At 68.4% G+C, this 21,347-nt stretch carries 18 protein-coding genes, 1 other RNA gene and 1 pseudogene; 16 read left to right on the top strand and 4 right to left on the bottom strand.

The window, feature by feature from the left end; translation table 11 throughout:
* Positions 1-88: 88 nt before the first annotated feature.
* Both J3A72_RS21495 and J3A72_RS21490 read right to left on the bottom strand, forming a co-directional pair.
* Positions 89-457 (bottom strand): YraN family protein, encoded by a 369-nt coding sequence (locus J3A72_RS21495; RefSeq protein WP_041864068.1) that lies wholly within the window; start codon positions 455-457, stop codon positions 89-91.
* Positions 447-2,168, bottom strand: a complete 1,722-nt coding sequence (locus J3A72_RS21490; RefSeq protein ID WP_032956659.1) for a penicillin-binding protein activator — start codon at positions 2,166-2,168, stop codon at positions 447-449. The genes J3A72_RS21495 and J3A72_RS21490 overlap by 11 nt, the downstream gene beginning before the upstream one ends.
* Positions 2,169-2,249: 81 nt before the next feature.
* On the opposite strand from J3A72_RS21490, the gene rsmI reads away from it, so the two are divergent.
* Together rsmI and rnpB are read left to right on the top strand one after the other, a co-directional pair.
* Positions 2,250-3,068: a 16S rRNA (cytidine(1402)-2'-O)-methyltransferase gene (rsmI, locus tag J3A72_RS21485; protein ID WP_014645933.1), complete on the top strand. Its 819-nt coding sequence runs from the start codon at positions 2,250-2,252 to the stop codon at positions 3,066-3,068.
* A gap of 126 nt (positions 3,069-3,194) precedes the next feature.
* Positions 3,195-3,546: RNase P RNA component class A (gene rnpB / locus J3A72_RS21480), an RNA gene on the top strand.
* A gap of 88 nt (positions 3,547-3,634) precedes the next feature.
* Here the strand turns inward: rnpB and J3A72_RS21475 are convergent.
* Both J3A72_RS21475 and J3A72_RS21470 read right to left on the bottom strand, forming a co-directional pair.
* Complete coding sequence (locus J3A72_RS21475; RefSeq protein ID WP_075075623.1) at positions 3,635-4,114, bottom strand: DM13 domain-containing protein; 480 nt, start codon at positions 4,112-4,114, stop codon at positions 3,635-3,637.
* Between the two features lie 361 nt (positions 4,115-4,475).
* Entirely contained in the window at positions 4,476-5,264 is a 789-nt protein-coding gene (locus J3A72_RS21470; RefSeq protein ID WP_075076535.1) for an NRDE family protein, read from the bottom strand.
* 324 nt (positions 5,265-5,588) lie between these two features.
* Here J3A72_RS21470 and mraZ point away from each other — a divergent pair, with 324 nt between their 5' ends.
* From mraZ to ftsZ, 14 genes and pseudogenes are all read left to right on the top strand, one after another.
* Positions 5,589-6,035 carry a division/cell wall cluster transcriptional repressor MraZ gene (gene mraZ, locus J3A72_RS21465; RefSeq protein WP_004143635.1) on the top strand — a complete coding sequence of 149 codons (447 nt, stop codon included), beginning with the start codon at positions 5,589-5,591 and terminating at the stop codon, positions 6,033-6,035.
* Between the two features lie 14 nt (positions 6,036-6,049).
* Positions 6,050-7,018 carry a 16S rRNA (cytosine(1402)-N(4))-methyltransferase RsmH gene (gene rsmH, locus J3A72_RS21460; protein ID WP_075076536.1) on the top strand — a complete coding sequence of 323 codons (969 nt, stop codon included), beginning with the start codon at positions 6,050-6,052 and terminating at the stop codon, positions 7,016-7,018.
* Positions 7,015-7,278, top strand: a complete 264-nt coding sequence (ftsL, locus tag J3A72_RS21455) for a cell division protein FtsL (RefSeq protein ID WP_005415286.1) — start codon at positions 7,015-7,017, stop codon at positions 7,276-7,278. Before rsmH ends, ftsL begins: the two co-directional genes overlap by 4 nt.
* Positions 7,275-9,119: a penicillin-binding transpeptidase domain-containing protein gene (locus J3A72_RS21450; RefSeq protein ID WP_014645937.1), complete on the top strand. Its 1,845-nt coding sequence runs from the start codon at positions 7,275-7,277 to the stop codon at positions 9,117-9,119. The genes ftsL and J3A72_RS21450 overlap by 4 nt, the downstream gene beginning before the upstream one ends.
* On the top strand, positions 9,116-10,624 hold the full coding sequence (locus J3A72_RS21445; RefSeq protein ID WP_075076537.1) for a UDP-N-acetylmuramoyl-L-alanyl-D-glutamate--2,6-diaminopimelate ligase: 1,509 nt from the start codon (positions 9,116-9,118) through the stop codon (positions 10,622-10,624). Before J3A72_RS21450 ends, J3A72_RS21445 begins: the two co-directional genes overlap by 4 nt.
* Entirely contained in the window at positions 10,621-12,015 is a 1,395-nt protein-coding gene (gene murF, locus J3A72_RS21440; RefSeq protein WP_046428819.1) for a UDP-N-acetylmuramoyl-tripeptide--D-alanyl-D-alanine ligase, read from the top strand. The genes J3A72_RS21445 and murF overlap by 4 nt, the downstream gene beginning before the upstream one ends.
* Positions 12,005-13,090, top strand: coding sequence for a phospho-N-acetylmuramoyl-pentapeptide-transferase (gene mraY, locus J3A72_RS21435; protein ID WP_004154219.1), 1,086 nt, complete (start codon positions 12,005-12,007; stop codon positions 13,088-13,090). Before murF ends, mraY begins: the two co-directional genes overlap by 11 nt.
* Before the next feature lies 1 nt (position 13,091).
* Complete coding sequence (gene ftsW / locus J3A72_RS21430; RefSeq protein WP_014645940.1) at positions 13,092-14,417, top strand: putative lipid II flippase FtsW; 1,326 nt, start codon at positions 13,092-13,094, stop codon at positions 14,415-14,417.
* Positions 14,414-15,502: an undecaprenyldiphospho-muramoylpentapeptide beta-N-acetylglucosaminyltransferase gene (gene murG / locus J3A72_RS21425; protein ID WP_053495602.1), complete on the top strand. Its 1,089-nt coding sequence runs from the start codon at positions 14,414-14,416 to the stop codon at positions 15,500-15,502. Before ftsW ends, murG begins: the two co-directional genes overlap by 4 nt.
* A gap of 40 nt (positions 15,503-15,542) precedes the next feature.
* Positions 15,543-16,979: a UDP-N-acetylmuramate--L-alanine ligase gene (murC, locus tag J3A72_RS21420; protein ID WP_014645942.1), complete on the top strand. Its 1,437-nt coding sequence runs from the start codon at positions 15,543-15,545 to the stop codon at positions 16,977-16,979.
* Positions 16,976-17,938, top strand: a complete 963-nt coding sequence (locus J3A72_RS21415) for a D-alanine--D-alanine ligase (RefSeq protein ID WP_014645943.1) — start codon at positions 16,976-16,978, stop codon at positions 17,936-17,938. Before murC ends, J3A72_RS21415 begins: the two co-directional genes overlap by 4 nt.
* A pseudogene (locus tag J3A72_RS21410) lies at positions 17,935-18,609 on the top strand (cell division protein FtsQ/DivIB); the annotation flags it as partial. The gene J3A72_RS21415 and the pseudogene J3A72_RS21410, both read left to right, overlap by 4 nt.
* A gap of 71 nt (positions 18,610-18,680) precedes the next feature.
* Complete coding sequence (gene ftsA / locus J3A72_RS21405; protein WP_005408083.1) at positions 18,681-19,916, top strand: cell division protein FtsA; 1,236 nt, start codon at positions 18,681-18,683, stop codon at positions 19,914-19,916.
* 170 nt (positions 19,917-20,086) lie between these two features.
* Positions 20,087-21,322 (top strand): cell division protein FtsZ, encoded by a 1,236-nt coding sequence (ftsZ, locus tag J3A72_RS21400; protein ID WP_005415297.1) that lies wholly within the window; start codon positions 20,087-20,089, stop codon positions 21,320-21,322.
* The last annotated feature ends 25 nt before the right edge of the window (positions 21,323-21,347 follow it).

Genomic DNA, 21,347 nt, shown 5'->3' with positions numbered 1-21,347 from the left:
CGGCCAGGCTGCGCTCTGGCGGGGGCCAACCTTGGTTGGCACAGACGCGCCGACCAAGGTCGGCTTCTACCAAGGCGGACAGTACACATCAGCAATCATCCAGCCGGAATGCGTCACGCAGCCAATGCAGCTGCGGCGGTTCGCCACTGGCTTCCACCACGTCGAAGCGGCAGGGCGCATTGGCCAGCGCGGGGTGGTCCTGCAGGTACAGCTGCGCGGCATGCGCCAGGCGCCGGCATTTGCGCGCATCGACTGAAGCGGCACCGCCACCGTACTCTGATCGCGCGCGATAGCGCACCTCCACGAACACCACGATGCCGGCATCGTCCATCACCAGGTCCAGTTCACCGCCGCGATAACGCACGTTGCGCGCGCGCGGCTGCAGTCCGGCCTGTTGCAGATGCTGCTCGGCGGCGGCTTCCACCGCCGAGCCACGTTGGCTGCGCTCAGCGACCACCGACGATCGGCATCGGCCGGCCGCCATTGAAGGTCGACCATGCCGGCTGGCGCAGGATGTTGCCGTTGCTGTCCAGGAACAGGGTGCCGGTGGCACCGTCCAGGCCGCCTTCGTTGGACAGCTTGTCCAGATAGGCGGTGATCTTCCAGGCGTCGGCGCCGAACGCGAACAGGCGGCCGGCCGCACCGCGTGCGCTCGGCAGGGTGCTGGCCACCTGGCTGGCCGAGGGCAGGCCGGACACGCTGCGCACGTTCCAGGCTTCATTCGGGTAGACGATGCCGTCCAGGGCCACGTCTTCTTCCACCTTGCCGCTGCCGACGGTCAGCTGCGAGGTGCCGACGCGGGTGGCGCCACCGGCACCGGCCAGCGCCAGCTGCGGCGCCAGCAGGCGGGCCTGCGGTGCACGCACGGCGAGGAACACCGCATCGACCTGGCCGGCATTGCGCACCTGCGCGCCGACATCGCCAACGGCATCGCTGACGTTGAAGGTGGCCACCACCTGCCCACCGCGCTGTGCGAAGCGCTGCGCGAAGGCGGCGGCGGAACGGCGGCCGGTGTCGTCATTGCTGCTGATCACCAGTGCGCGGTTGCGTTCGCGGCCACGCAGGTATTCGGCGGCGACGATGCCGTCGTCTTCCGGTGCCAGCGAGAAACCGGCGCTGCCGGCCGGCGGTGCGTCCTTGCCACGGTTCAGGGCCAGCACCGGCACCTGCAGCTGCTGGCGGCCGTACACGGCGTCCACTTCGTCGCGGCCCAGCGGTCCGACCACGAAGTCGGCACCGGAGGCGACCGCCTTGTCATAGGCGGCGAGGGCACCGGCCGGGGTGCCGGCGGTGTCGAAGAAGTTGATGTCCGGGCGGCGGCGGCTTTCACCGTAGTAGGCGCTCAACAGGCCATCGCGCACCGGCTGCGCGGCGGTGGCCAGGCGGCCGCTGAGCGGCAGCAGCACGGCCAGCTTGGCCGGCGGGCGGTAACCGTCGCTCATCGCCGGCGGGCGCTTGCTGGTGTCGAACTGGGCCGCGCCATCGCGGTCGAACGGGCGCGGCAGCGGCAGGCCGCGCGCGATCAGCGCACGGCCGGCGAAGTTGTACAGCGGGTCGTTGGCCGGCAGCGCGGCGGCACGGCTGCGCAGGGTGGCGTCGTCGAGGGTGCCGAGCAGGCCGGCGATGGCGGCCTGGTTCTCGCTGCGCGCGCTGCCGGTCAGGCCGGCATGGGCACGGGCGCGCTCGTTGGCGGCACCGAAGGCATCGCCGGTGCCCTGCAGGGCCTGGGCGCGGGCCAGCAGCCAGCGGGTGCGCAGGCCGACCGCAACGCTGTCGGCATGATCCTTCAGCAGCGCCAGCGCCTGCGCAGGCTGCTTGTCGGCCAGCGCCAGCTCGGCACCGGTCAGCTGGTAGCGCTGCAGGCTGGCGCCGGACAGCTGGCGGGCGGTGAGCTGGCCCAGCAGGCTGCGCGCGCGGGCACTGTCGCCGGCCAGGTGCCAGGCCCAGGCCGCGTCGGCCAGTGCGTTGCTGCGGGCGCCGCCACGCAGCGTGGCGGCCAGGCCTTCCAGCTGCAGTGCGGCGTCGCGCGGCTTGCCCTGTTCGATCAGCGCCAGCGCCTGGCCCTGGGCCGGCGAATCGGGGGTGCTGGTCAGGCTGGTGGTGGCACAACCGGCCAGCAGCATCAGCGACAACGACAGGGCGGAGAACCGTGCGGCGGGCTTGTTCATGATCGGGTCCATGCGATGAGGGCAGCGGCCTTGGCCGGGTACACGCTACGATTCTACCCTTGCCCCGTGAGTACCGCTGAAATGAGTGTCCCAACCCTGTACGTCGTCGCCACCCCGATCGGCAACCTGGCCGATCTGAGCCCGCGCGCGCAGGAGGTGCTGCGTTCGGTGGCGGCCATCTGTGCCGAGGACACCCGCCGCAGTGGCCAGCTGCTGTCCCATTTCGGCATCCAGCAACCACTGGTGGCCCTGCACGAACACAATGAAGAGGCCCTGGCGCAGCGCCTGGTCTCGCGCCTGCAGGCCGGCGAGTCGCTGGCGCTGGTCAGCGATGCCGGTACCCCGCTGGTCAGTGACCCCGGGTTCCGCCTGGTGCGTGCCGCGCGCGCGGCGGGTATCAAGGTCAGCCCGGTTCCCGGTGCCTGTGCCGCCATCGCCGCGCTGAGCGTGGCCGGCCTGCCCAGCGACCGTTTCAGTTTCGAGGGCTTCCTGCCGGCCAAGGCCAGCGGCCGCCGCGACCGCCTGCAGGCGCTGGCCGGCGAAGTGCGCACGATGGTGTTCTACGAATCCTCGCACCGCATCGCCGAATCGCTGGCCGACATGGCGGCGATCTTCGGTGGCGAACGCCCGGCGGTGCTGGCCCGCGAGCTGACCAAGCTGTTCGAGACCGTGCTCGATGGTGACCTGGCGGGCCTGCTGGCCAAGGTCGAGGCCGACGACAACCAGCGCAAGGGCGAATTCGTGGTGATGGTGCAGGGCGCGGGTGATGACGAACAAGCGCAGCTGGCGCATGGCCGCCGCGTCTACGCGAAGCTGAGCGAGCACCTGCCGCCGTCGACCGCCGCCAAACTGGCCGCGGAACTGACGGGCGCGCCGCGCAAGGCGTTGTACGGTAGTTGATGGATTGCTGCAGCCACGCATGGCGTGGCGCTACTGCAGTAGATCCACGCCATGCGTGGATGGATGAACCGGACGCCGCGATCAGCACGGCAGGAAGGACCTGCGTACGCTAGAATATGCGCTGGCGGAGCCGGCCAGACAGTCGCGTCATCCCTTCGGGGGTGCCGAGGAAAGTCCGGGCTCCATAGGGCAAGGTGCCAGGTAACGCCTGGGCGGCGCAAGCCGACGGAAAGTGCAACAGAAAGATACCGCCTACGTCTTCTTCGGAAGGCCGGTAAGGGTGAAATGGTGCGGTAAGAGCGCACCGCGAGTCTGGCAACAGACCGGCACGGCAAACCCCACCTGGAGCAAGACCAAATAGGGATCCTTTGGCGCGGCCCGCGTTGGATCCGGGTAGGTTGCTTGAGCGTTGCGGTGACGTAACGCCTAGAGGAATGACTGTCCACGACAGAACCCGGCTTATCGGCCGGCTCCGCCTCCTTCTTCTTCCACGCATGGCGTGGAGCTACCGTGATTGCGGGGTCGGATCCCTTTCCGGAGGAAAGGGATCCGACCCCATGCTGTCCTCAGCCCGGCGTGCGGTACTGGCCGGCGGAAATGAACTGCGAGAAGCGCTCGCACCACACCACCACCGTGGTGTAGTCGTCCACGTCCACGTTCGCGGGCACATCCACCAGGAAGCGGTTGAAGGTCTTCACCTCGCCGATGCGCTGGGCCTGCGCCTTGATCTTCAGGAAGTCGGCCTTGTTGTCGACGAAGTCGCGGACCAGGTAGACCTTGTAGTCCGGGCCCGGTCCCATCTTGCCGTCGAAGGCAACCTGGGTGGCGCTGACGCTGACCTTGCCTTCGGCCCAGTGCACCGCGTCGCTGCCTTTGAGGTCGCGACGGAAGGTGGTGCGATAGGTGGCGTCGTTCATCGCGGCCTGCACCTGCGTGACCGGCGGGTCATCGGGGGCGATCAGGATCGGCAGCAGATAGATGCCCAGGCCGAAGCCCAGGGCGAGAGCAAGCAGGTGGGTGGCGAACAGGATGAGAATGCGACGCATGGGGCCTCCTTGAGGGTTGTGGTCGATTGCGCGGCGCGATGCCGGGCGCGACCACCCTGGGAGGTCAGGGGCGACATTTATAGACACAGTGCCGATTGCGAAAAGGGCACAGTCGGCTGGCTGTGATGCTGAAACCGCTGTGGCGCGGACGGATCGCGGTCGCGGCTGGAAGCTGAATGACGTTTCAGGCGTGGTGCGCTGACGACGACCGTCACTTCAATGACGACACGCGTGCGGGTAGTGCCGGCCGCTGGCCGGCAACTTCATGCTGCATCCGAAGATCCAGAGGTTGCCGGCCAGCGGCCGGCACTACCCCCCCCCCCCCGCCAAGAGCATCCGGCCAAGGGCCGTCATGACCGGGTCAGAAAATGACGTGGCTCTGGCCGCTGGGAGCGCCCTGCGGGCCGAAGCGGCGTTCGTGGATCTCGCCATGGCCGTCGGCGTCGATCAGCAGCACGGTGCTGGCACGGGTGCCGTAGTCATCGCCACGGATGAAGGCCGGGCTCAGCCAGCGCTCGCGTTCCAGGCCGATGCCGGTGTCGGGCAGGTCGCTGTCGGCAGGGCGGTGTTCGTCGGCCAGAGCATTCCAGAGTGGGGTCAGGTCCGGGGTCAGATCCCTTTCGCTGTGCGAAAGGGATCTGACCCCGTCATTCTGAAGCCAGGCTTCAAGGGCCGCCATCAGCCGCCGGGTCTTCGGCCAGGGCGCGTCCAGCGCGCCGTTGGACATGCCGTGCACGCCCGGGCCGAGGGTCTGCCGTTCGGCGGGATGGTTGCCGAGGTACTCCAGGCTGTCGCTATCGGCCAGCAACAGATTGAACGGGGCGTAGGCGCCAGCCACGGTCGCCAATCGGTCGATATGCACAGCGGCCGGGTCGCGGCCGCGCAGGAAGTCGGCCACCAGCGCGCCCCGCGACGGGCCGGTCTGGGCCGCCATCGGGTCGCGGACGTTGGTGACCACCGCCATCCGGCCCGAGGCGCCAACCCCGGCCCAGCCACCGCCGGAGCGCAGATCGCGCCCGCCGATGACGGACGTCTCATCCTGCCAGGGGGCCAGCGCCGCCGTCGGGCGGGCGTGGAACTCATCACGGTTGCCGGTCATCACCAGCCGCCAGCGCGGGTGGTGCATCCAGCCAAGAGCGAGCAGGCACATGGCCTCATTGTGCACGGTTTGCGCAGTCCGGCGCCGTTTCCGGCCCGTTCCGGATGAATGCGCGGCCGATGTTTCACGCCCTCTCCACGCCCCTGAACTTCCGTTCAATCTCAAAAATTGAGACGGATCAGCAACTTGTGGATAAGCCTTGAACAATTCTCTAAAGGTTGTTGCAAGCCATTGATGCGGCTGGCGATTTCCCCGCTGAAAAGTTGTTGACAACCCTCGGCCCGCTGCTAAGGTGGGCATCAGAGGGAAATCCGGGTGTTTTGTGGGTTTTCGTGGTTCAATGTTTCACCGGGCGAAGGACAAGGTGCAGGCGTCGTGTTCCAGGGCGAGACGGCCATCACAGTTGACGACAAAGGGCGCATGGCGGTTCCCACCGCTTACCGCGACCTCGTCGCGCGCGCCAGCAACAACCGTCTCGTGCTGACCTACAACCCGTTCGAAGCCGGCTGCCTGTGGCTGTATGCAGAGTCGGAATGGGAGCGGGTCCGCGACGATGTGATGTCCAAGCCCAACACCCAGCGCGTCGTGCGCCTGTTGCAGCAGAAGCTGGTCGGCTCGGCCGCCCATCTGGAACTGGACGGCAACGGTCGCATCAGCATCCCCGCCAGCCACCGCGGTGCGGTGGGCATTGAGAAGAAGGCGGTATTGCTCGGTATGGGCGACAAGTTCGAATTGTGGAGCGAGCAGGCGCATCGGGCCCTGATCCAGCAGACGTTGTCTGACGAGGATCTGGGTGATGGGTTGCTCGACCTGAAGTTGTGAGCCGGGGTGCCCGGATGCGCCCAGAAGCGCAGGCCGGTCACCTTCCGGTGTCGCAGTCGCCGGCGGTGCACCTGCCGGTCCTGTACACCCAGGTCCTTGAAGGCCTGAGGGTGATCGAAAACGGACGTTATCTGGATGGCACGTTCGGTCGTGGCGGTCATGCACGTGGCGTGCTCACCCAGCTCGGTCCCGAGGGGCGCCTGCTGGTCATGGACAAGGATCCGGAAGCCATCGCCGTTGCCGAGCGCGATTTCGCGCCGGACCCGCGCGTGTCCATTTTCCGGGGCAGCTTCGCCCAGCTGCTGCAGTGGGACGCGACGGCCGAAGGCCTGGACGGCGTGCTGTTCGACCTCGGCGTGTCGTCGCCGCAGCTGGACGTGGCCGAACGTGGCTTCAGCTTCGGCAAGGACGGCCCGCTGGACATGCGCATGGATCCGGACAGCGGTGAAAGCGCCGCGCAGTGGATCAACCGCGTCGAAGAGCGCGAGATCGCTGATGTGCTGTGGACCTACGGCGAAGAGCGCCAGAGCCGGCGCATCGCCCGCGCCATCGTGGCCCGCCGCGAGAAGCAGCCGTTCTCCCGCACCGCCGAACTGGCCGAGCTGATCGCCTCGGTGATGCCGCGTGGGAAGGACAAGATCCACCCGGCCACGCGCAGCTTCCAGGCCATCCGCATCCACATCAACCGCGAGCTGGCCGATCTGGAAGCCGGGCTCGATGCGGCGGTGGAACGGCTCAAGCCCGGTGGCCGCCTGGCGGTGATCAGCTTCCACTCGCTGGAAGACCGCATCGTCAAGCAGTACATGAACCGCCTGGCCAAGGCGCCGCCGGCCAACCGCCGACTGCCCGAGGCGGTTGCGTTCGTGCCGACGCTGGACCTGATCGGCGGCGCCATCAAGGCCACCGACGAAGAGCTGGCCGCCAACCCGCGTGCCCGCAGCGCCGTGCTGCGCGTGGCACAGAAGCGGGGGGCCGATGCATGAGCCGGCTGCTGCTGATCATCCTGCTGGCCTGCACCGTCGCCTCGGCGATCGGCGTGGTGTTCGTGCGCCACCGCCACCGGCAGACCTTCATCGAGCTGTCGCGTGCCGAGCGCAAGCGCGATGACATCAACCTTGAGTTCGGCCGCCTGCAGCTGGAACAGGCCACCCTGGCCGAAGCCAACCGCGTGGACCGCATTGCCCGCGAGAAGCTGGGCATGAAGTTCCCCGAGGCCGCTGACATCGTGGTGGTGCGCCCATGAGCAAGACCGGCCGCAACCGCCCGCGCAACGCCTTCAACCTGCGCCAGCGCCTGCGCTGGGTCGCGCTGGCGCTTGGCCTGTGCTCGGTGTCGCTGGTGGGTCGCGCGGCCTACGTGCAGATCATCAACAGCGATTTCTACCAGCGCCAGGGCGAGGCCCGCTACCTGCGCGAGCTGCCGATCAAGACCTCGCGCGGCATGATCACCGACCGCAACGGCGAGCCGCTGGCGGTGTCCACCCCGGTCGCCTCGATCTGGGTCAACCCGCAGGACCTGCTGCGTTCGCCCGAGCGCATCCCGGAGCTGGCCCAGGCGGTCGGCATGTCGGTGGATGAGCTGAGCAGCCGCCTGTCGCAGAAGTCGGACAAGGAATTCATGTACCTGCGCCGCCGGATCAATCCGGACGAGGCAGAGAAGGTGGTCGCGCTGAAGATTCCGGGCGTGGCCGCGCAGCGCGAGTTCCGCCGCTTCTACCCGCAGGGCGAAGCGATGGCGCACGTGCTGGGCTTCACCAACATCGACGACCGCGGCCAGGAAGGCCTGGAGCTGGCGTTCGACGAATGGCTGCGCGGCAAGGCCGGTGCCAAGCGGGTGATCCGCAACCGCAAGGGCGAGACCGTCGAAAGCGATCTGCTGCGCGCCGCCGAGCCGGGCAAGGACCTGACCCTCAGCATCGACCGCCGCATCCAGTACCTGGCCTTCAAGGAACTGCGCAACGCGCTGGTGGCCAACAAGGCGGCCGGTGGTTCGATGGTGATCATGGACGTGACCACCGGCGAGATCCTGGCCATGGTCAACCTGCCGACCTACAACCCGAACTCGCTGACCGGCGCGATCCCCGATACGCGCCGCAACCGCGCGGTGACCGACCTGGTCGAGCCGGGTTCGACGATGAAGCCGCTGACCATCGCCACCGCGCTGCAGGCCGGTGCGGTGACCAAGGACACCATCATCGACACCAACCCGGGCTACATGACCCTGGGCCGCTTCACCATCCGCGACGTGCCGCGCAACAACGGTGTGCTCAACGTGACCGGCGTGATCACCCGCAGTTCGAACGTGGGTGCGGCCAAGGTTGCGGCGAAGATGCCGGACCAGACCTTCTACGACGGCGTGCGCCGCTTCGGCTATGGCTCGGCGCCGCACAGTGGTTTCCCGGGTGAATCGGCCGGCGTGGTGATGCGTCCGGCACGCTGGTCGGGTACCACCAAGACCACCATGTCCTATGGCTATGGCCTGTCGGTCACGCCGCTGCAGATTGCCACCGCGTACTCGGCGCTGGCCAACGGCGGGCGCCTGATCGCGCCGACCTTCGTCAAGGGCCAGCGCAATGAAGGCCAGCAGATCATCGACGAGAACGTCGCCCGGCAGGTGGTGGCGATGATGGAAACGGTGGTCACCCAGGGCGGCGCCAAGCAGGCGGCGGTGCTGGGTTACCGCGTGGCCGGCAAGACCGGCACCGCGCGCAAGGCCGGCCCGGGCGGTTATGAGCGCGGCCATTACAACGCGCTGTTCGCCGGCGTGGTGCCGGCCACCAACCCGCGTTTCGCTACCGTCATCGTCATCAACGACCCGCAGGCCGGCAAGTTCTACGGCGGCCTGGTGTCGGCGCCGGTCTACCACAACGTGATGGAAGGCACCCTGCGCCTGATGGACGTGCCGCTGGACGACCTGCAGTCGTGGCTGGCCGCACAGCAGTCGGGCAAGGTCGGCCATTCGGCCTCGATCCTGCCTGCGCCGCCGGCCGAGACCGCGCTGCCGGTCGATGCCGCCGCTGAATTCGACGCTGCGCTGCCAAGCGCGCAAGCCCAGACGCCGCCCGCTACGGGAGGCACGCAATGAGTCCTTCGATGTTGCTTTCGCAGTTGCTTCCGGACGTGGCCCTGGCGGGTCACGATCCCGTTCTGACCGGCCTGGTGCTGGACAGCCGTGCCGTGCGCCCCGGTAACGCCTTCGTCGCCATCGCCGGTTTCGGCGCGCATGGCCTGGGCTTTGTCGAGCAGGCGCGCGCTGCCGGTGCCAGTGCCATCCTGTTCGAACCGCCGGCACCGGCCGATCTGCCGGCCCCGGCCGATGCGATCGCCGTGCCGGGCCTGCGCGCGCGCATGGGCGCGATGGCCGACCAGTTCCATGGCGCGCCATCGCGGGCGATGGCGATGGTCGGCGTGACCGGCACCAACGGCAAGACCTCCACCGTGCAGCTGCTGGCCCAGGCCTGGCATCTGCTCGGAACGCCCAGTGGCAGTATCGGCACGTTGGGTGCCGGACTTTATGGTGCGGTCGAGCCGACCGGCTTCACCACGCCGCTGGTGCTGCAGATGCATGCGCTTCTGGCGCAGCTGCGCGACGCCGGTGCGCGCGCGGTGGCGATGGAAGTCAGCTCGCATGCGCTGGACCAGGGCCGCGTGGACGCCGTGCACTACGACGTGGCGGTGTTCACCAACCTCACCCGCGACCATCTGGACTACCACGGTGACATGGCCAGCTACGGCGCGGCCAAGGCGCGGCTGTTCCATCGCCCGGGCCTGAAGGCCGCGGTGATCAATCTGGACGATGCCTTCGGCCGGCAGCTGTTCGCGGGCCTGCCGGCCGGCGTGCAGGCGATCGGGCTGAGCTCGCGTGGTGCCACCGACGCCAGCGTGCGCGCCGAGGCACTGCAGCTGGACGGTCGTGGCATCGCCTTCGAGCTGGTCATCGACGGCCAGTGCGCGACGGTGCAGTCGCCGCTGCTGGGCCGCTTCAACGTGGACAACCTGCTGGCCGTGGCCGGTACCCTGCATGCGCAGGGCCAGCCGCTGCCGCGTATTGCCGAGGTGCTGTCGGCGCTGCAGCCGATCCGTGGCCGCATGAACCGCCTGGGCGGTGAAGACGGCCTGCCGACGGTGGTGGTCGACTACGCGCACACCCCGGATGCGCTGGAACAGGCGCTGGACAGCCTCCACGGGCACCTGCAGGGCACGCTGTTCTGCGTGTTCGGCTGCGGCGGCGAGCGCGACACCGGCAAGCGCCCGCAGATGGCGGCGATTGCCGAGCGCCTGGCCAACCAGGTCATCGTCACCGACGACAACCCGCGCGGCGAAGATGGCGATGTGATCGTGGCCGACATCCTGGCCGGCTTCCAGAACGCCGATGCCGTGACCGTGCAGCGCAGCCGCGCGCGTGCGATCGGCCTGGCGGTGAAGCGTGCCGGTGCAGGCGACATCATCCTGATCGCCGGCAAGGGCCACGAGCCGTACCAGGAAGTGAATGGCGTGCGCCATGACTTCGACGACACCGAAGTGGCCGCCGCCGCGCTGGCGGCCAGGGCCGGTGTGCTCAGCGCGCAGGCCGGGGAGGGCGCCGCATGAAGCGCACCCTGCTTTCGCTGATCGCACACTGGGCCGGCGGCGAGATCCACGGCGACGACGTGGCCATCGATGCGGTCAGCAATGACACCCGCAATCTCGGTCCGGGCAGTCTGTATGTGGCGCTGCGCGGCGAGCGGTTCGACGGCCATGACTTCGCGGCCGACGCGCAGGCGCGCGGTGCCAGTGCGCTGCTGGTCGAGCGCCTGCTGCCGGTCGAACTGCCGCAGGTGCTGGTGGCCGACAGCGAACTGGCGCTGGCGAAGATCGCCACAGGCATGCAGCGTGACCGTGGCACCGAGGTGTTCGCGATCACCGGCAGCAATGGCAAGACCAGCGTGAAGAGCCTGCTGCTGTCGATCCTGCAGCAGGTGGCCCAGCACGCGCACAAGGTGGTCTACGCCAACCCGGGCAACCGCAACAACGAGATCGGCCTGCCGCTGGCGGTGATCGATGCGCCGGAAGATGCCGACTACGCCGTCTACGAGATGGGCGCCGGCAAGCCGGGCGACATCGCCTACCTGACCGACATCGCCCGCCCGCGTTATGCGCTGGTCAACAACATCGCCCCGGCGCACCTGGAACGTATGGGCAGCCTGCTCGGCGTGGCGGTGACCAAGGGCGCGATCTACGCCGCGCTGCCGGCCGATGGCGTGGCGGTGATCAACGCCGACGATGCCTATGGCCGCTGGTTCGAACAGCATTTCATCAGCACCCCGGCGCGTTGCCGCGTGCTGCGCTATGGCCTGGAACACTCGGCGGACGTGACCGCGCGCGATATCCGCGCCGGTGCGCAGGGCAGCCAGTTCACTCTGGTCGCACCGGCCGGCGAAGCCCGCGTGGTGCTGGGCCTGCCGGGTCGCCACAACGTCAGCAATGCGCTGGCCGCCGCCAGCCTGGCGCTGGCCGCCGGTGTCGATCTGGCGCTGATTGCCGCCGGCCTGGCCGAAGCGCAGCCGGTGCCGGGTCGCCAGATCGCCCATCAGCTGCGCAATGGCGCGGTGCTGGTGGATGACAGCTACAACGCCAACCCCGGGTCGCTGGCCGCGGCCATCGATGCCCTGGCCGCGGCGCCGGAAGAGGGCTGGCTGGTGCTGGGCGACATGCGCGAGCTGGGCCCGGACGCGGAAGCGCTGCATGCGCAGGCCGGCCTCCGCGCACGTGCTGCCGGCCTGAAGCGCCTGTATGCACTGGGCCCGCTCAGCGCCGCGGCCGCCTCCGCCTTCGGCGAAGGCGGCCGCCATTTCGCCACCCACGACGCGCTGTCGCAGGCGCTGAAGGACGAGCTGCACGCCGGCGTGCGCTGCCTGGTCAAGGGTTCCCGTGGCAGCGCCATGGACACGATTGTCAAAGCGCTGCTGGCGCAAGGAGAGGAATCCCCGCATGTTGTATGAACTGGCTCGATGGTTGCAGCAGTTGGAGAGCCTGTTCGGGCTGTTCAACTACCAGACGTTCCGCGCCATCCTTGCCGCGCTGACGGCCCTGTTCCTGTCGCTGTGGCTGGGCCCGGCGATGATCCGCAAGCTTGCCCAGTTCAAGGGCGGCCAGCCGATCCGCAAGGACGGTCCGCAGACCCATTTCTCCAAGGCCGGCACGCCGACCATGGGCGGTTCGCTGATCCTGCTCACCATCACCCTGTCGGTGCTGATGTGGGCCGACCTGCGCAACCGCTACGTGTGGCTGGTGCTGGCGGTGATGCTGTGCTTCGGCGCCATCGGCTGGTATGACGATTGGATCAAGATCGTCCGCCGTGACCCGAACGGCCTGAAGTCGCGCTGGAAGTACCTGCTGCAGTCGATCTTCGGCCTGGCCGCGGGCCTGTTCCTGTTCTACACGGCCGACGTGCCGGCAGCGCTGACCTTCTACATCCCGATGTTCAAGTCGGTCGCGCTGCCGCTGGCCGGCATCGGCTTCGTGGCCATCGCCTACTTCTGGATCGTCGGCTTCTCCAACGCGGTGAACCTGACCGACGGCCTGGACGGCCTGGCGATCATGCCCACCGTGCTGGTGGCCTGCGCGCTGGGCGTGTTCGCCTACGCCTCGGGCAACGTGGTGTTCGCCAACTACCTGCAGATCCCGCAGATCCCGGGCGCCGGCGAGCTGGTCATCATCTGTGCGGCCATCGCCGGCGCGGGCCTGGGCTTCCTCTGGTTCAACACCTACCCGGCCATGGTCTTCATGGGCGACATCGGCGCACTGGCACTGGGTGCGGTGCTGGGCACGATCGCGGTGATCACCCGCCAGGAGCTGGTGCTGGTGATCATGGGCGGCGTGTTCGTCATCGAAACGCTGTCGGTGATGATCCAGGTCGCCTCGTTCAAGCTGACCGGCAAGCGCGTGTTCCGCATGGCGCCGATCCACCACCATTTCGAACTGAAGGGCTGGCCGGAGCCGCGCGTGATCGTGCGTTTCTGGATCATCTCCGTCGTGCTCGTGCTGATCGGCCTGGCCACGTTGAAGGTGCGCTGAGATGAACGACCTGTCCCGCCAGGCAACACGCCTTGAAGCCATCGAGGGCAGCTACGACAAGTGGCTGCTGGGCGCGATCATCGCGCTCACCGGTGTCGGCGTGGTGATGGTGGCCTCCAGCTCGATCGCGCTGATGAGCAGCCCGTTCTATTACCTCAACCGCCACCTGATCTTCCTGGCGGTGGGTATCGTGCTGGCGGTCATTGCCGCCCGCACCGAGCTGAAGTCGATCGAGCAGTACAACCAGATGCTGCTGCTGGGCTGCTTCGTACTGCTGCTGGCGGTGTTCGCACCGGGACTGGGCAGCACGGTCAACGGTGCGCGCCGCTGGATCAACCTGGGCATTTCCAAGTTCCAGACGGTCGAAGCGGTGAAAGTGCTCTACATCGTCTGGCTGTCGAGCTACCTGGTGCGTTTCCGCGACGAGGTCAATGCGACCTGGCCGGCAATGCTCAAGCCGCTGGGCGTGGCCGGTGCGCTGGTGGTGCTGCTGTTGCTGCAGCCGGACTTCGGTTCCTCGACCCTGCTGCTGGCGATCACCGCCGGCATGCTGGTGCTGGGCGGGGTGAACATGCCGCGCATGTCGATGCCGGTGATCATCGGCCTGGTCGGCATGAGCGCGCTGGCGATCATCGAGCCGTACCGCATGCGCCGCATCACCTCCTTCCTGGACCCGTGGGCCGACCAGCAGGGCGACGGCTACCAGCTGTCCAACGCGCTGATGGCGGTGGGCCGTGGTGAATGGACCGGCGTCGGCCTGGGCAACTCCGTGCAGAAGCTGTACTACCTGCCCGAAGCGCACACCGACTTCATCTTCTCGGTCACCGCCGAGGAATTCGGTTTCCTGGGTACCTGCGTGATCGTGGCGCTGTATGCGCTGCTGGTCGGCCGCACCTTCTGGCTGGGCATGCGCTGCGTGGAAATGAAGCGCCACTTCTCCGGCTACATCGCCTTCGGCATCGGCCTGTGGATCAGCATGCAGACCTTCGTCTCGATCGGCGTGAACCTGGGCATCCTGCCGACCAAGGGCCTGACCCTGCCGCTGATCTCCTCCGGCGGTTCGTCGGTGCTGATGACCTGCGTGGCGATGGGCCTGCTGCTGCGCGTGTCGTATGAACTCAAGCGCGCCGAGCGCCGCCAGGCCGTGCGCATCGGTGGCGCCGAAGACGCCGCGGCCGAACCGATGGACAAGCCCGCCGCAGCGGTGGACGCCAGCGTGCCGATGCGTGCCGAGCCGGTCGCACCCGCGTCCGCTGCAGCGAGCGCCGCACGTGGCACCAGCCGCCTGCAGTCGCGCATCGAACCGACCTTCGGGAGGCTGTCATGAGTGCAGCCACCGAGAGTGGGCGCCCGGTGATGATCCTGGCCGGAGGCACCGGCGGTCACATCTTCCCCGGCCTGGCCGTGGCCCGCGTGCTGCGCCAGCGCGGCGTGCCGGTGACCTGGATGGGCGCCGACGGTGCGATGGAAACCCGCCTGGTGCCGCAGCACGACATCGCCATCGATACGCTGGCCATCACTGGCCTGCGCGGCAAGGGCAAGCTGGCCCTGCTGGCGGCGCCGTGGCGGCTGATGCGCGCGCTGCGCGCGGCCGGGCTCATCATCCGCCAGCGCCAGCCGCGCGCGGTGGTCGCCTTCGGTGGCTTTGCCTCCGGCCCCGGTGGCATGGCCACGCGCCTGCATGGCCTACCGCTGATCGTGCATGAGCAGAACCGTGCGCCGGGCCTGACCAACCGCATCCTGTCGCGTTATGCTCGTCGCCTGCTGACCGGTTTCCCGGGCACCTTCGCCAAGGGCGAGGAGTTCGTCGGTAACCCGGTGCGCGCGGAAATCGCTGCCATCGCGCCGCCGGAACAGCGCTTCGCCGACCGGCAGGGCCCGCTGCGGGTGCTGGTGGTGGGCGGCAGCCAGGGCGCGCGTGCCCTCAATACCGGCGTGCCGCAGGCGATTGCCGCGCTGGGCGCCGGCCTGCCGGTGCAGGTGCGCCACCAGAGCGGCGAGAAGATGCATGCCGAAGCGGTGGAGGCTTACGCCAAGGCCGGTGTGCAGGCGGAAATCACGCCGTTCATCGCCGACATGGCCGAAGCCTTTGCCTGGGCTGACCTGGTTGTCTGCCGCGCCGGCGCGTCCACGCTGGCCGAGCTGTGCGCGGTCGGTGTCGGCAGCGTGCTGGTGCCATTCCCCGCTGCCGTCGACGATCACCAGACCCGCAACGCGGAGTACCTGGTCGAGCGCGGCGCGGCGGTGTTGCTGAAGCAGGACGGAACGCTGGCCGACGGCATTGCCGCAACGCTGCGCGATCTGTCCGAAAATCCCGCCCGCCGCATGCAGATGGCGCAAGCCGCGCGTGCCCTGGCCAAGGTCGATGCCGCCGAGCGCATCGCCGATATCATTCTCGAGGAAGCTGTATGAAGAAGGCATGCCACCGCGCCTGCCCTGCGCGAGGCCGCGCATGATCCGTCGCCTGCACGACACCAACGACCTGGTGCGCGCGTTCCCGCGCGTGCATTTCGTCGGCATCGGCGGCACCGGCATGAGCGGTATCGCCGAAGTGATGCTGACGCTGGGCTATGAAGTGTCCGGCTCGGACAACGCCGACAACGTGGCGACCCGCCGCCTGGCCAGCCTGGGGGCGCGCATCATGCGCGGCCACTCCGCGGCCAACGTGCTGGGCACCGACTGCGTGGTGGTCTCCAGTGCCATCCGCGAAGACAACCCGGAACTGATGGAAGCACGCAGCCAGCGCATTCCGATCATGCCGCGTGCGGCGATGCTGGCCGAGCTGATGCGCTTCCGCCGCGGCATCGCCGTGGCCGGGACCCATGGCAAGACCACCACCACCAGCCTGACCGCTGCGGTGCTGAGCGAAGGTGGCCTGGACCCGACGTTCGTGATCGGTGGCCAGCTGCTGGCCGCCGGTGCCAACGCCAAGCTGGGTGGCGGGCAGTGGCTGGTGGCCGAGGCCGATGAAAGCGATGGCAGCTTCCTGCGCCTGAACCCACTGATGTCGATCATCACGAACATCGATGCCGACCACCTGGAAAACTACGGCAACGATTTCGCCCGCGTGCAGGCGGCGTTTGCCGAGTTCCTGCAGCGCCTGCCGTTCTACGGCCTGGCGGTACTGTGCATCGATGATCCGGAAGTCGCCGCGCTGGCCGCCAGGACCCCGCGCCACGTGATGAGCTACGGCATGAGCCCGCAGGCCGACGTGCGCGCCGAGAACGTGGTGCAGGAAGGGTCGCGCATGCGCTTCACCCTGCGCCTGCCGCAGGGCACCAGCCAGGAAGTGGTGCTGGCGCTGCCGGGCAGGCACAACGTGCTCAACGCGCTGGCCGCCGCTGCGGTGGGCTGGCAGCTGGGCGTGGCCCCGGACGCGATCGCACGCGCGCTGGAGGGCTTCGCCGGTGTCGGCCGTCGCTTCAACGATCTGGGCGAGGTGACCACCGCCAGTGGCGCCAAGGTCCGCATCATCGACGACTATGGCCATCACCCGAGCGAGCTGGAGGCAGTGTTCGCCGCCGCTCGTGGTGGCTGGGCCGACAAGCGCCTGGTGGTGGCCTTCCAGCCGCACCGCTACAGCCGTACCCGCGACCAGTTCGACAAGTTCGCCGCCGTGCTGTCGAGCGTTGATGCGCTGGTGCTGAGCGAGGTCTACCCGGCCGGTGAAGAACCGATTGCCGGCGCCGACTCGCACGCGCTGGCCCGTGCCATCCGCGCGCGTGGCCGCAGTGAGCCGGTGGTGGTGGGCAAGGCCGCCGAGCTGGCCAGCGTGCTGCCGGACGTGCTGCAGGACGGTGACCTGCTGCTGATGATGGGCGCCGGCGACATCGGTGCCGTGGCCACCCATATCGCGGTGGAAGGTTTCAAGGGGGAGGGCCAGGCGTGAGCACGCTGACCTTCCCGCCGCTGCGCGTGACCGACCCGGCCGAGTTCGGCCGCGTCGCCGTGCTGCTGGGCGGCAGTTCCAGCGAACGCGAGGTGTCGCTGGATTCGGGCCGCAACGTGCTCGAAGCCCTGCAGTCGCGTGGCGTCGATGCGTTCGCGGTGGACGGCATTCCGGCGCTCGCCAGCGCGCTCGCCGCCGGTGGCATCGATCGCGTCTTCAACATCCTGCACGGCCACAACGGTGGCGGTGAGGACGGCATCGTGCAGGGCCTGATGGACGCCTTCGGCGTGCCGTACACCGGCTCGAACGTGCTGGGTTCGGCGCTGAGCATGGACAAGATCCGCACCAAGCAGGTGTGGCTGTCGCTGGGCCTGCCGACCCCGCAGTACCGCAAGGTCACTGCCGAGGACGTGCACGCCAATGCCGCCGAACTCGGCCTGCCGGTGGTGGTGAAGCCGGCCAACGAAGGCTCCAGCGTGGGCATCAGCCGGGTCACCGATGACGCCGGGCTGGATGAAGCGGTGGCCCTGGCCGCGCGCTACGACGGCCAGCTGCTGATGGAGCAGATGGTGGTCGGCGACGAATTGACCGTGGCCATCCTTGGCGACGTCGCACTGCCGTCGATCCGCATCGTGCCCAAGGGCCAGTGGTACGACTACAACGCCAAGTACATCGCCGAGGACACCCAGTACCTGTGCCCGGGCCTGGACGGTGGCGACGAAGAGGACATCCGGCGCATCGCGCTGGCCGCGTTCCGTGCCGCCGGGTGCCGTGGCTGGGGCCGCGTGGACGTGATGCGCGATCGCGACAGCGGCCGTTTCTTCCTGCTGGAAGTGAACACCGCGCCGGGCATGACCAGCCATTCGCTGGTGCCCAAGGCGGCCCGCCAGGCCGGCATCGGTTTCGAGGAACTGGTGTGGCGCGTGCTGGAACAGACCCTGGAGGCCTCGCACGCATGAACGCGGTGCTGCGCATCTTCGTCTGGCTGTTGGCGCTGTCGGTGGTTGCACTGCCGGTGGTGGCCGTGGTCAATGGCTGGGTCGGCGCCGAGCGCTGGCCGCTGGCGAAGCTGCGCGTGCATGGTGAGTTCAAGCGGGTGCCGGCCGAACAGCTGCAGCAGGTGCTGCTGCCGTATGCGCGCGCCGGTTTCTTCGCGGTCAAGCTGCAGGACGCGCAGGACGCCCTGGAAAAGCTGCCGTGGGTGGAAAGCGCGCAGGTCCGCAAGCAGTGGCCGGACGTGCTGGAAGTGACCCTGGTCGAGCACAAGCCGTTCGCCCGCTGGGGTACCGACCGCCTGGTGTCCGAGCAGGGCAAGCTGTTCCCCACGCCGAAGAAGCTGTCCGACCTGGCGCTGCCGGAGCTGGATGGCCCGGACAGCCAGACCGCGGAAGTGATGAAGCTGTACAGCGACTCGCGTGCATTGTTCGCACCGGCCGGCGTCGATGTGCGCCGGGTGACGATGGACGCACGCGGCAGCTGGTCGCTGGTGCTGAGCAACGGCACCGAAGTGGTGGTCGGCCGCGACGACGCGCGCTCGCGCATGCAGCGCTTCGTCAAGGTACTGCCGCAGCTCAACCGTCAGGACGCGCCGATCGAGCGCGCCGACCTCCGTTACACCAATGGTTTCACGCTGAGCTGGGGTACCCCGGCCACGCCGGCGAAAACGCCGGCGACCCCGGCCAGAAGCACGCAGGAAAGGACATGAATCGCAAGGGTGACAAATCGCTGATCGTTGGCCTGGACATCGGCACCTCCAAGGTGGTGGCGCTGGTGGGCGAGTATTCGCCGGGCAACCCGATCGAAGTGATCGGCATCGGCTCGCACGAATCGCGCGGGCTGAAGCGCGGCGTGGTGGTGGACATCGAATCGACCGTGCAGTCGATCCAGCGCGCGGTGGAAGAAGCCGAGCTGATGGCCGGCTGCGAGATCCGTTCGGTGTACGCCTCGATCTCCGGCAACCACGTGCAGTGCAAGAACTCGCCGGGCATCGTGCCGATCCGCGACGGTGAAGTGACCTGGGGCGACCTGGATCGCGTGCTCGACGCGGCCAAGGCGGTGGCGATCCCGGCCGACCAGAAGATCCTCCACGCGATCCCGCGCGAGTACGTGCTGGACGATTCGCAGGAAGGCATCCGCAACCCGGTCGGCATGACCGGCGTGCGCCTGGAAGTGCATGCGCACCTGGTGGTGTGCGCGCAGTCGGCGGCGGCCAACATCAGCAAGTGCGTGCAGCGCTGCGGCCTGCAGGTGGACGACCTGGTGCTGTCCTCGCTGGCCTCCAGCGTGGCGGTGCTGACCGCCGACGAGCGCGAGCTGGGCGTAGTGCTGGTCGACATGGGCGCCGGCACCACCGACATCGCGGTGTTCGTGCAGGGTGCGATCTGCCACACCGCCTCGCTGCCGATCGCCGGCGACCACGTGACCAACGACATCGCGCACATGCTGCGCACGCCGACCCCGGAAGCCGAGCAGATCAAGGTGCGCTATGCCTGCGCCCTGGCCCAGCTGGCCACGGCCGAGGAGAGCATCCAGGTGCCGTCGGTGGGCGACCGCCCGCCGCGCCGCATGCCGCGCCATTCGCTGGCGCAGGCCGTGCAGGGCCGCTACGAGGAAATCTTCGAGATGGTGCAGGCCGAACTGCGCCGCTCCGGCTTCGAGGAGCTGGTGCGCGCCGGCATGGTGCTGACCGGTGGCGCGTCGAAGATGGAAGGCGTGGTCGAACTGGCCGAGGAAATGCTGCAGATGCCGGTGCGCGTGGGCATCCCGCAGCACGTCACCGGCCTGGGCGAAGTGGTCGGCAACCCGGTACACGCCACCGGCGTGGGCCTGCTGCTGATGGGTAGCCAGATCGAGCACCCGCGGCGGCCGTCGCTGCCCACCGGGCGCGCCGGAAGCATGTTCAAGAAACTCAAGACCTGGTTCCGCGGCGAGTTCTGACGCGGAACCCGTAAACCCGGGCCTCGCCCGGGCGCAACACCCGCAGTACCCGCATCACAACGCAATACCGGCTACACACAACCCACACAGCCGCAACGTCGGCATGCAGCAGGACGGCAGGACGCCCGAATGCCCATGCCAGCCAAAGCGGATACAACGAGGACACGGACATGGCGCATTTTGAACTGATCGAAAAGATGGCACCCAATGCGGTGATCAAGGTGGTTGGCGTGGGCGGCGGCGGCGGCAATGCCGTGGCGCACATGGTCAACTCGGCAGTGGATGGCGTGGAATTCATCACTGCCAACACCGACTCGCAGGCCATCAAGAATTGTGGTGCCAAGCTGCAGCTGCAGCTGGGTACCAACGTGACCAAGGGCCTGGGCGCAGGCGCGAACCCGGAAGTCGGCCGCCAGGCCGCGCTGGAAGACCGTGAGCGCATCATGGACGCGCTGCAGGGCGCCGACATGGTGTTCATCACCGCCGGCATGGGCGGCGGCACCGGTACCGGCGCTGCGCCGGTGGTGGCACAGCTGGCCAAGGAAATGGGCATCCTGACCGTGGCCGTGGTCACCAAGCCGTTCCCGTTCGAAGGCCGTCGCCGCATGCAGGTGGCGCTGAAGGGCATCGAGGAACTGAGCCAGCACTGCGACTCGCTGATCACCATCCCGAACGAGAAGCTGATCACCGTGCTGGGTCGCAACGCGACCATGATCCAGGCCTTCCGCGCTGCCAACGACGTGCTGCAGGGCGCCGTGCAGGGCATCGCCGACCTGATCGTGCGTCCGGGCCTGATCAACGTCGACTTCGCCGACGTGCGCACCGTCATGTCCGAAATGGGCCTGGCGATGATGGGTACCGGCACCGCCCGTGGCGATGACCGCGCCCAGGCCGCTGCCGAATCGGCGATCCAGAACCCGCTGCTGGACGATGTGAACCTGGCTGGTGCCAACGGCATCCTGGTCAACATCACCGCCGGCGCCGATTTCACCATGGCCGAGTTCGACGAGATCGGCCGCACCATCGATGGCTTCGCTTCCGAAGATGCCACCGTGGTGGTCGGCACCGTGCTCGATCCGGACATGCAGGACGAAGTGCGCGTGACCGTGGTGGCCACCGGCCTGAACCGCGTCTCGGCCAGCAAGACCCAGCGTCCGGGCGAGCGTGCGCCGATCAAGCTGGTCCGCAACGCCACCACCGGCCAGCCGGAGTTCGGCGAGTTCGACAACGGCGGCGATGCCGTCTCCAAGGCGGTGGGTGGCATGGGCCTGGGCCTGCGTCGCGCCAGCAGCGATACCGCAGCGGCCTCCGCCCCTTCGGCCCCGGCCGCGTCGGCCCCGGCGGCGGCGGAACTGCCGAACGATTACCTGGACATCCCGGCGTTCCTGCGCCGCCAGGCGGACTAAGCGGGGCGGCCCGGGGTTGTCCTCC

The organism is Stenotrophomonas sp. PvP093, from assembly GCF_017876915.1.
GTDB classification, from domain to species: domain Bacteria; phylum Pseudomonadota; class Gammaproteobacteria; order Xanthomonadales; family Xanthomonadaceae; genus Stenotrophomonas; species Stenotrophomonas muris.
Note: the sequence above shows the minus strand (reverse complement) of the source record. Positions and strands in the feature narration are given on the sequence as shown.

What these genes read in the sequence shown, in the direction of transcription:
- J3A72_RS21490 (WP_032956659.1), bottom strand. Translation starts at nt 2,168, where the DNA reads ATGAACAAGCCCGCCGCACGGTTCTCCGCCCTGTCGTTGTCGCTGATG.
- rsmI (WP_014645933.1), top strand. Translation starts at nt 2,250, where the DNA reads ATGAGTGTCCCAACCCTGTACGTCGTCGCCACCCCGATCGGCAACCTG.
- J3A72_RS21475 (WP_075075623.1), bottom strand. Translation starts at nt 4,114, where the DNA reads ATGCGTCGCATTCTCATCCTGTTCGCCACCCACCTGCTTGCTCTCGCC.
- J3A72_RS21470 (WP_075076535.1), bottom strand. Translation starts at nt 5,264, where the DNA reads ATGTGCCTGCTCGCTCTTGGCTGGATGCACCACCCGCGCTGGCGGCTG.
- rsmH (WP_075076536.1), top strand. Translation starts at nt 6,050, where the DNA reads ATGCGCCCAGAAGCGCAGGCCGGTCACCTTCCGGTGTCGCAGTCGCCG.
- ftsL (WP_005415286.1), top strand. Translation starts at nt 7,015, where the DNA reads ATGAGCCGGCTGCTGCTGATCATCCTGCTGGCCTGCACCGTCGCCTCG.
- J3A72_RS21450 (WP_014645937.1), top strand. Translation starts at nt 7,275, where the DNA reads ATGAGCAAGACCGGCCGCAACCGCCCGCGCAACGCCTTCAACCTGCGC.
- J3A72_RS21445 (WP_075076537.1), top strand. Translation starts at nt 9,116, where the DNA reads ATGAGTCCTTCGATGTTGCTTTCGCAGTTGCTTCCGGACGTGGCCCTG.
- murF (WP_046428819.1), top strand. Translation starts at nt 10,621, where the DNA reads ATGAAGCGCACCCTGCTTTCGCTGATCGCACACTGGGCCGGCGGCGAG.
- mraY (WP_004154219.1), top strand. Translation starts at nt 12,005, where the DNA reads ATGTTGTATGAACTGGCTCGATGGTTGCAGCAGTTGGAGAGCCTGTTC.
- ftsW (WP_014645940.1), top strand. Translation starts at nt 13,092, where the DNA reads ATGAACGACCTGTCCCGCCAGGCAACACGCCTTGAAGCCATCGAGGGC.
- murG (WP_053495602.1), top strand. Translation starts at nt 14,414, where the DNA reads ATGAGTGCAGCCACCGAGAGTGGGCGCCCGGTGATGATCCTGGCCGGA.
- murC (WP_014645942.1), top strand. Translation starts at nt 15,543, where the DNA reads ATGATCCGTCGCCTGCACGACACCAACGACCTGGTGCGCGCGTTCCCG.
- ftsA (WP_005408083.1), top strand. Translation starts at nt 18,681, where the DNA reads ATGAATCGCAAGGGTGACAAATCGCTGATCGTTGGCCTGGACATCGGC.
- ftsZ (WP_005415297.1), top strand. Translation starts at nt 20,087, where the DNA reads ATGGCGCATTTTGAACTGATCGAAAAGATGGCACCCAATGCGGTGATC.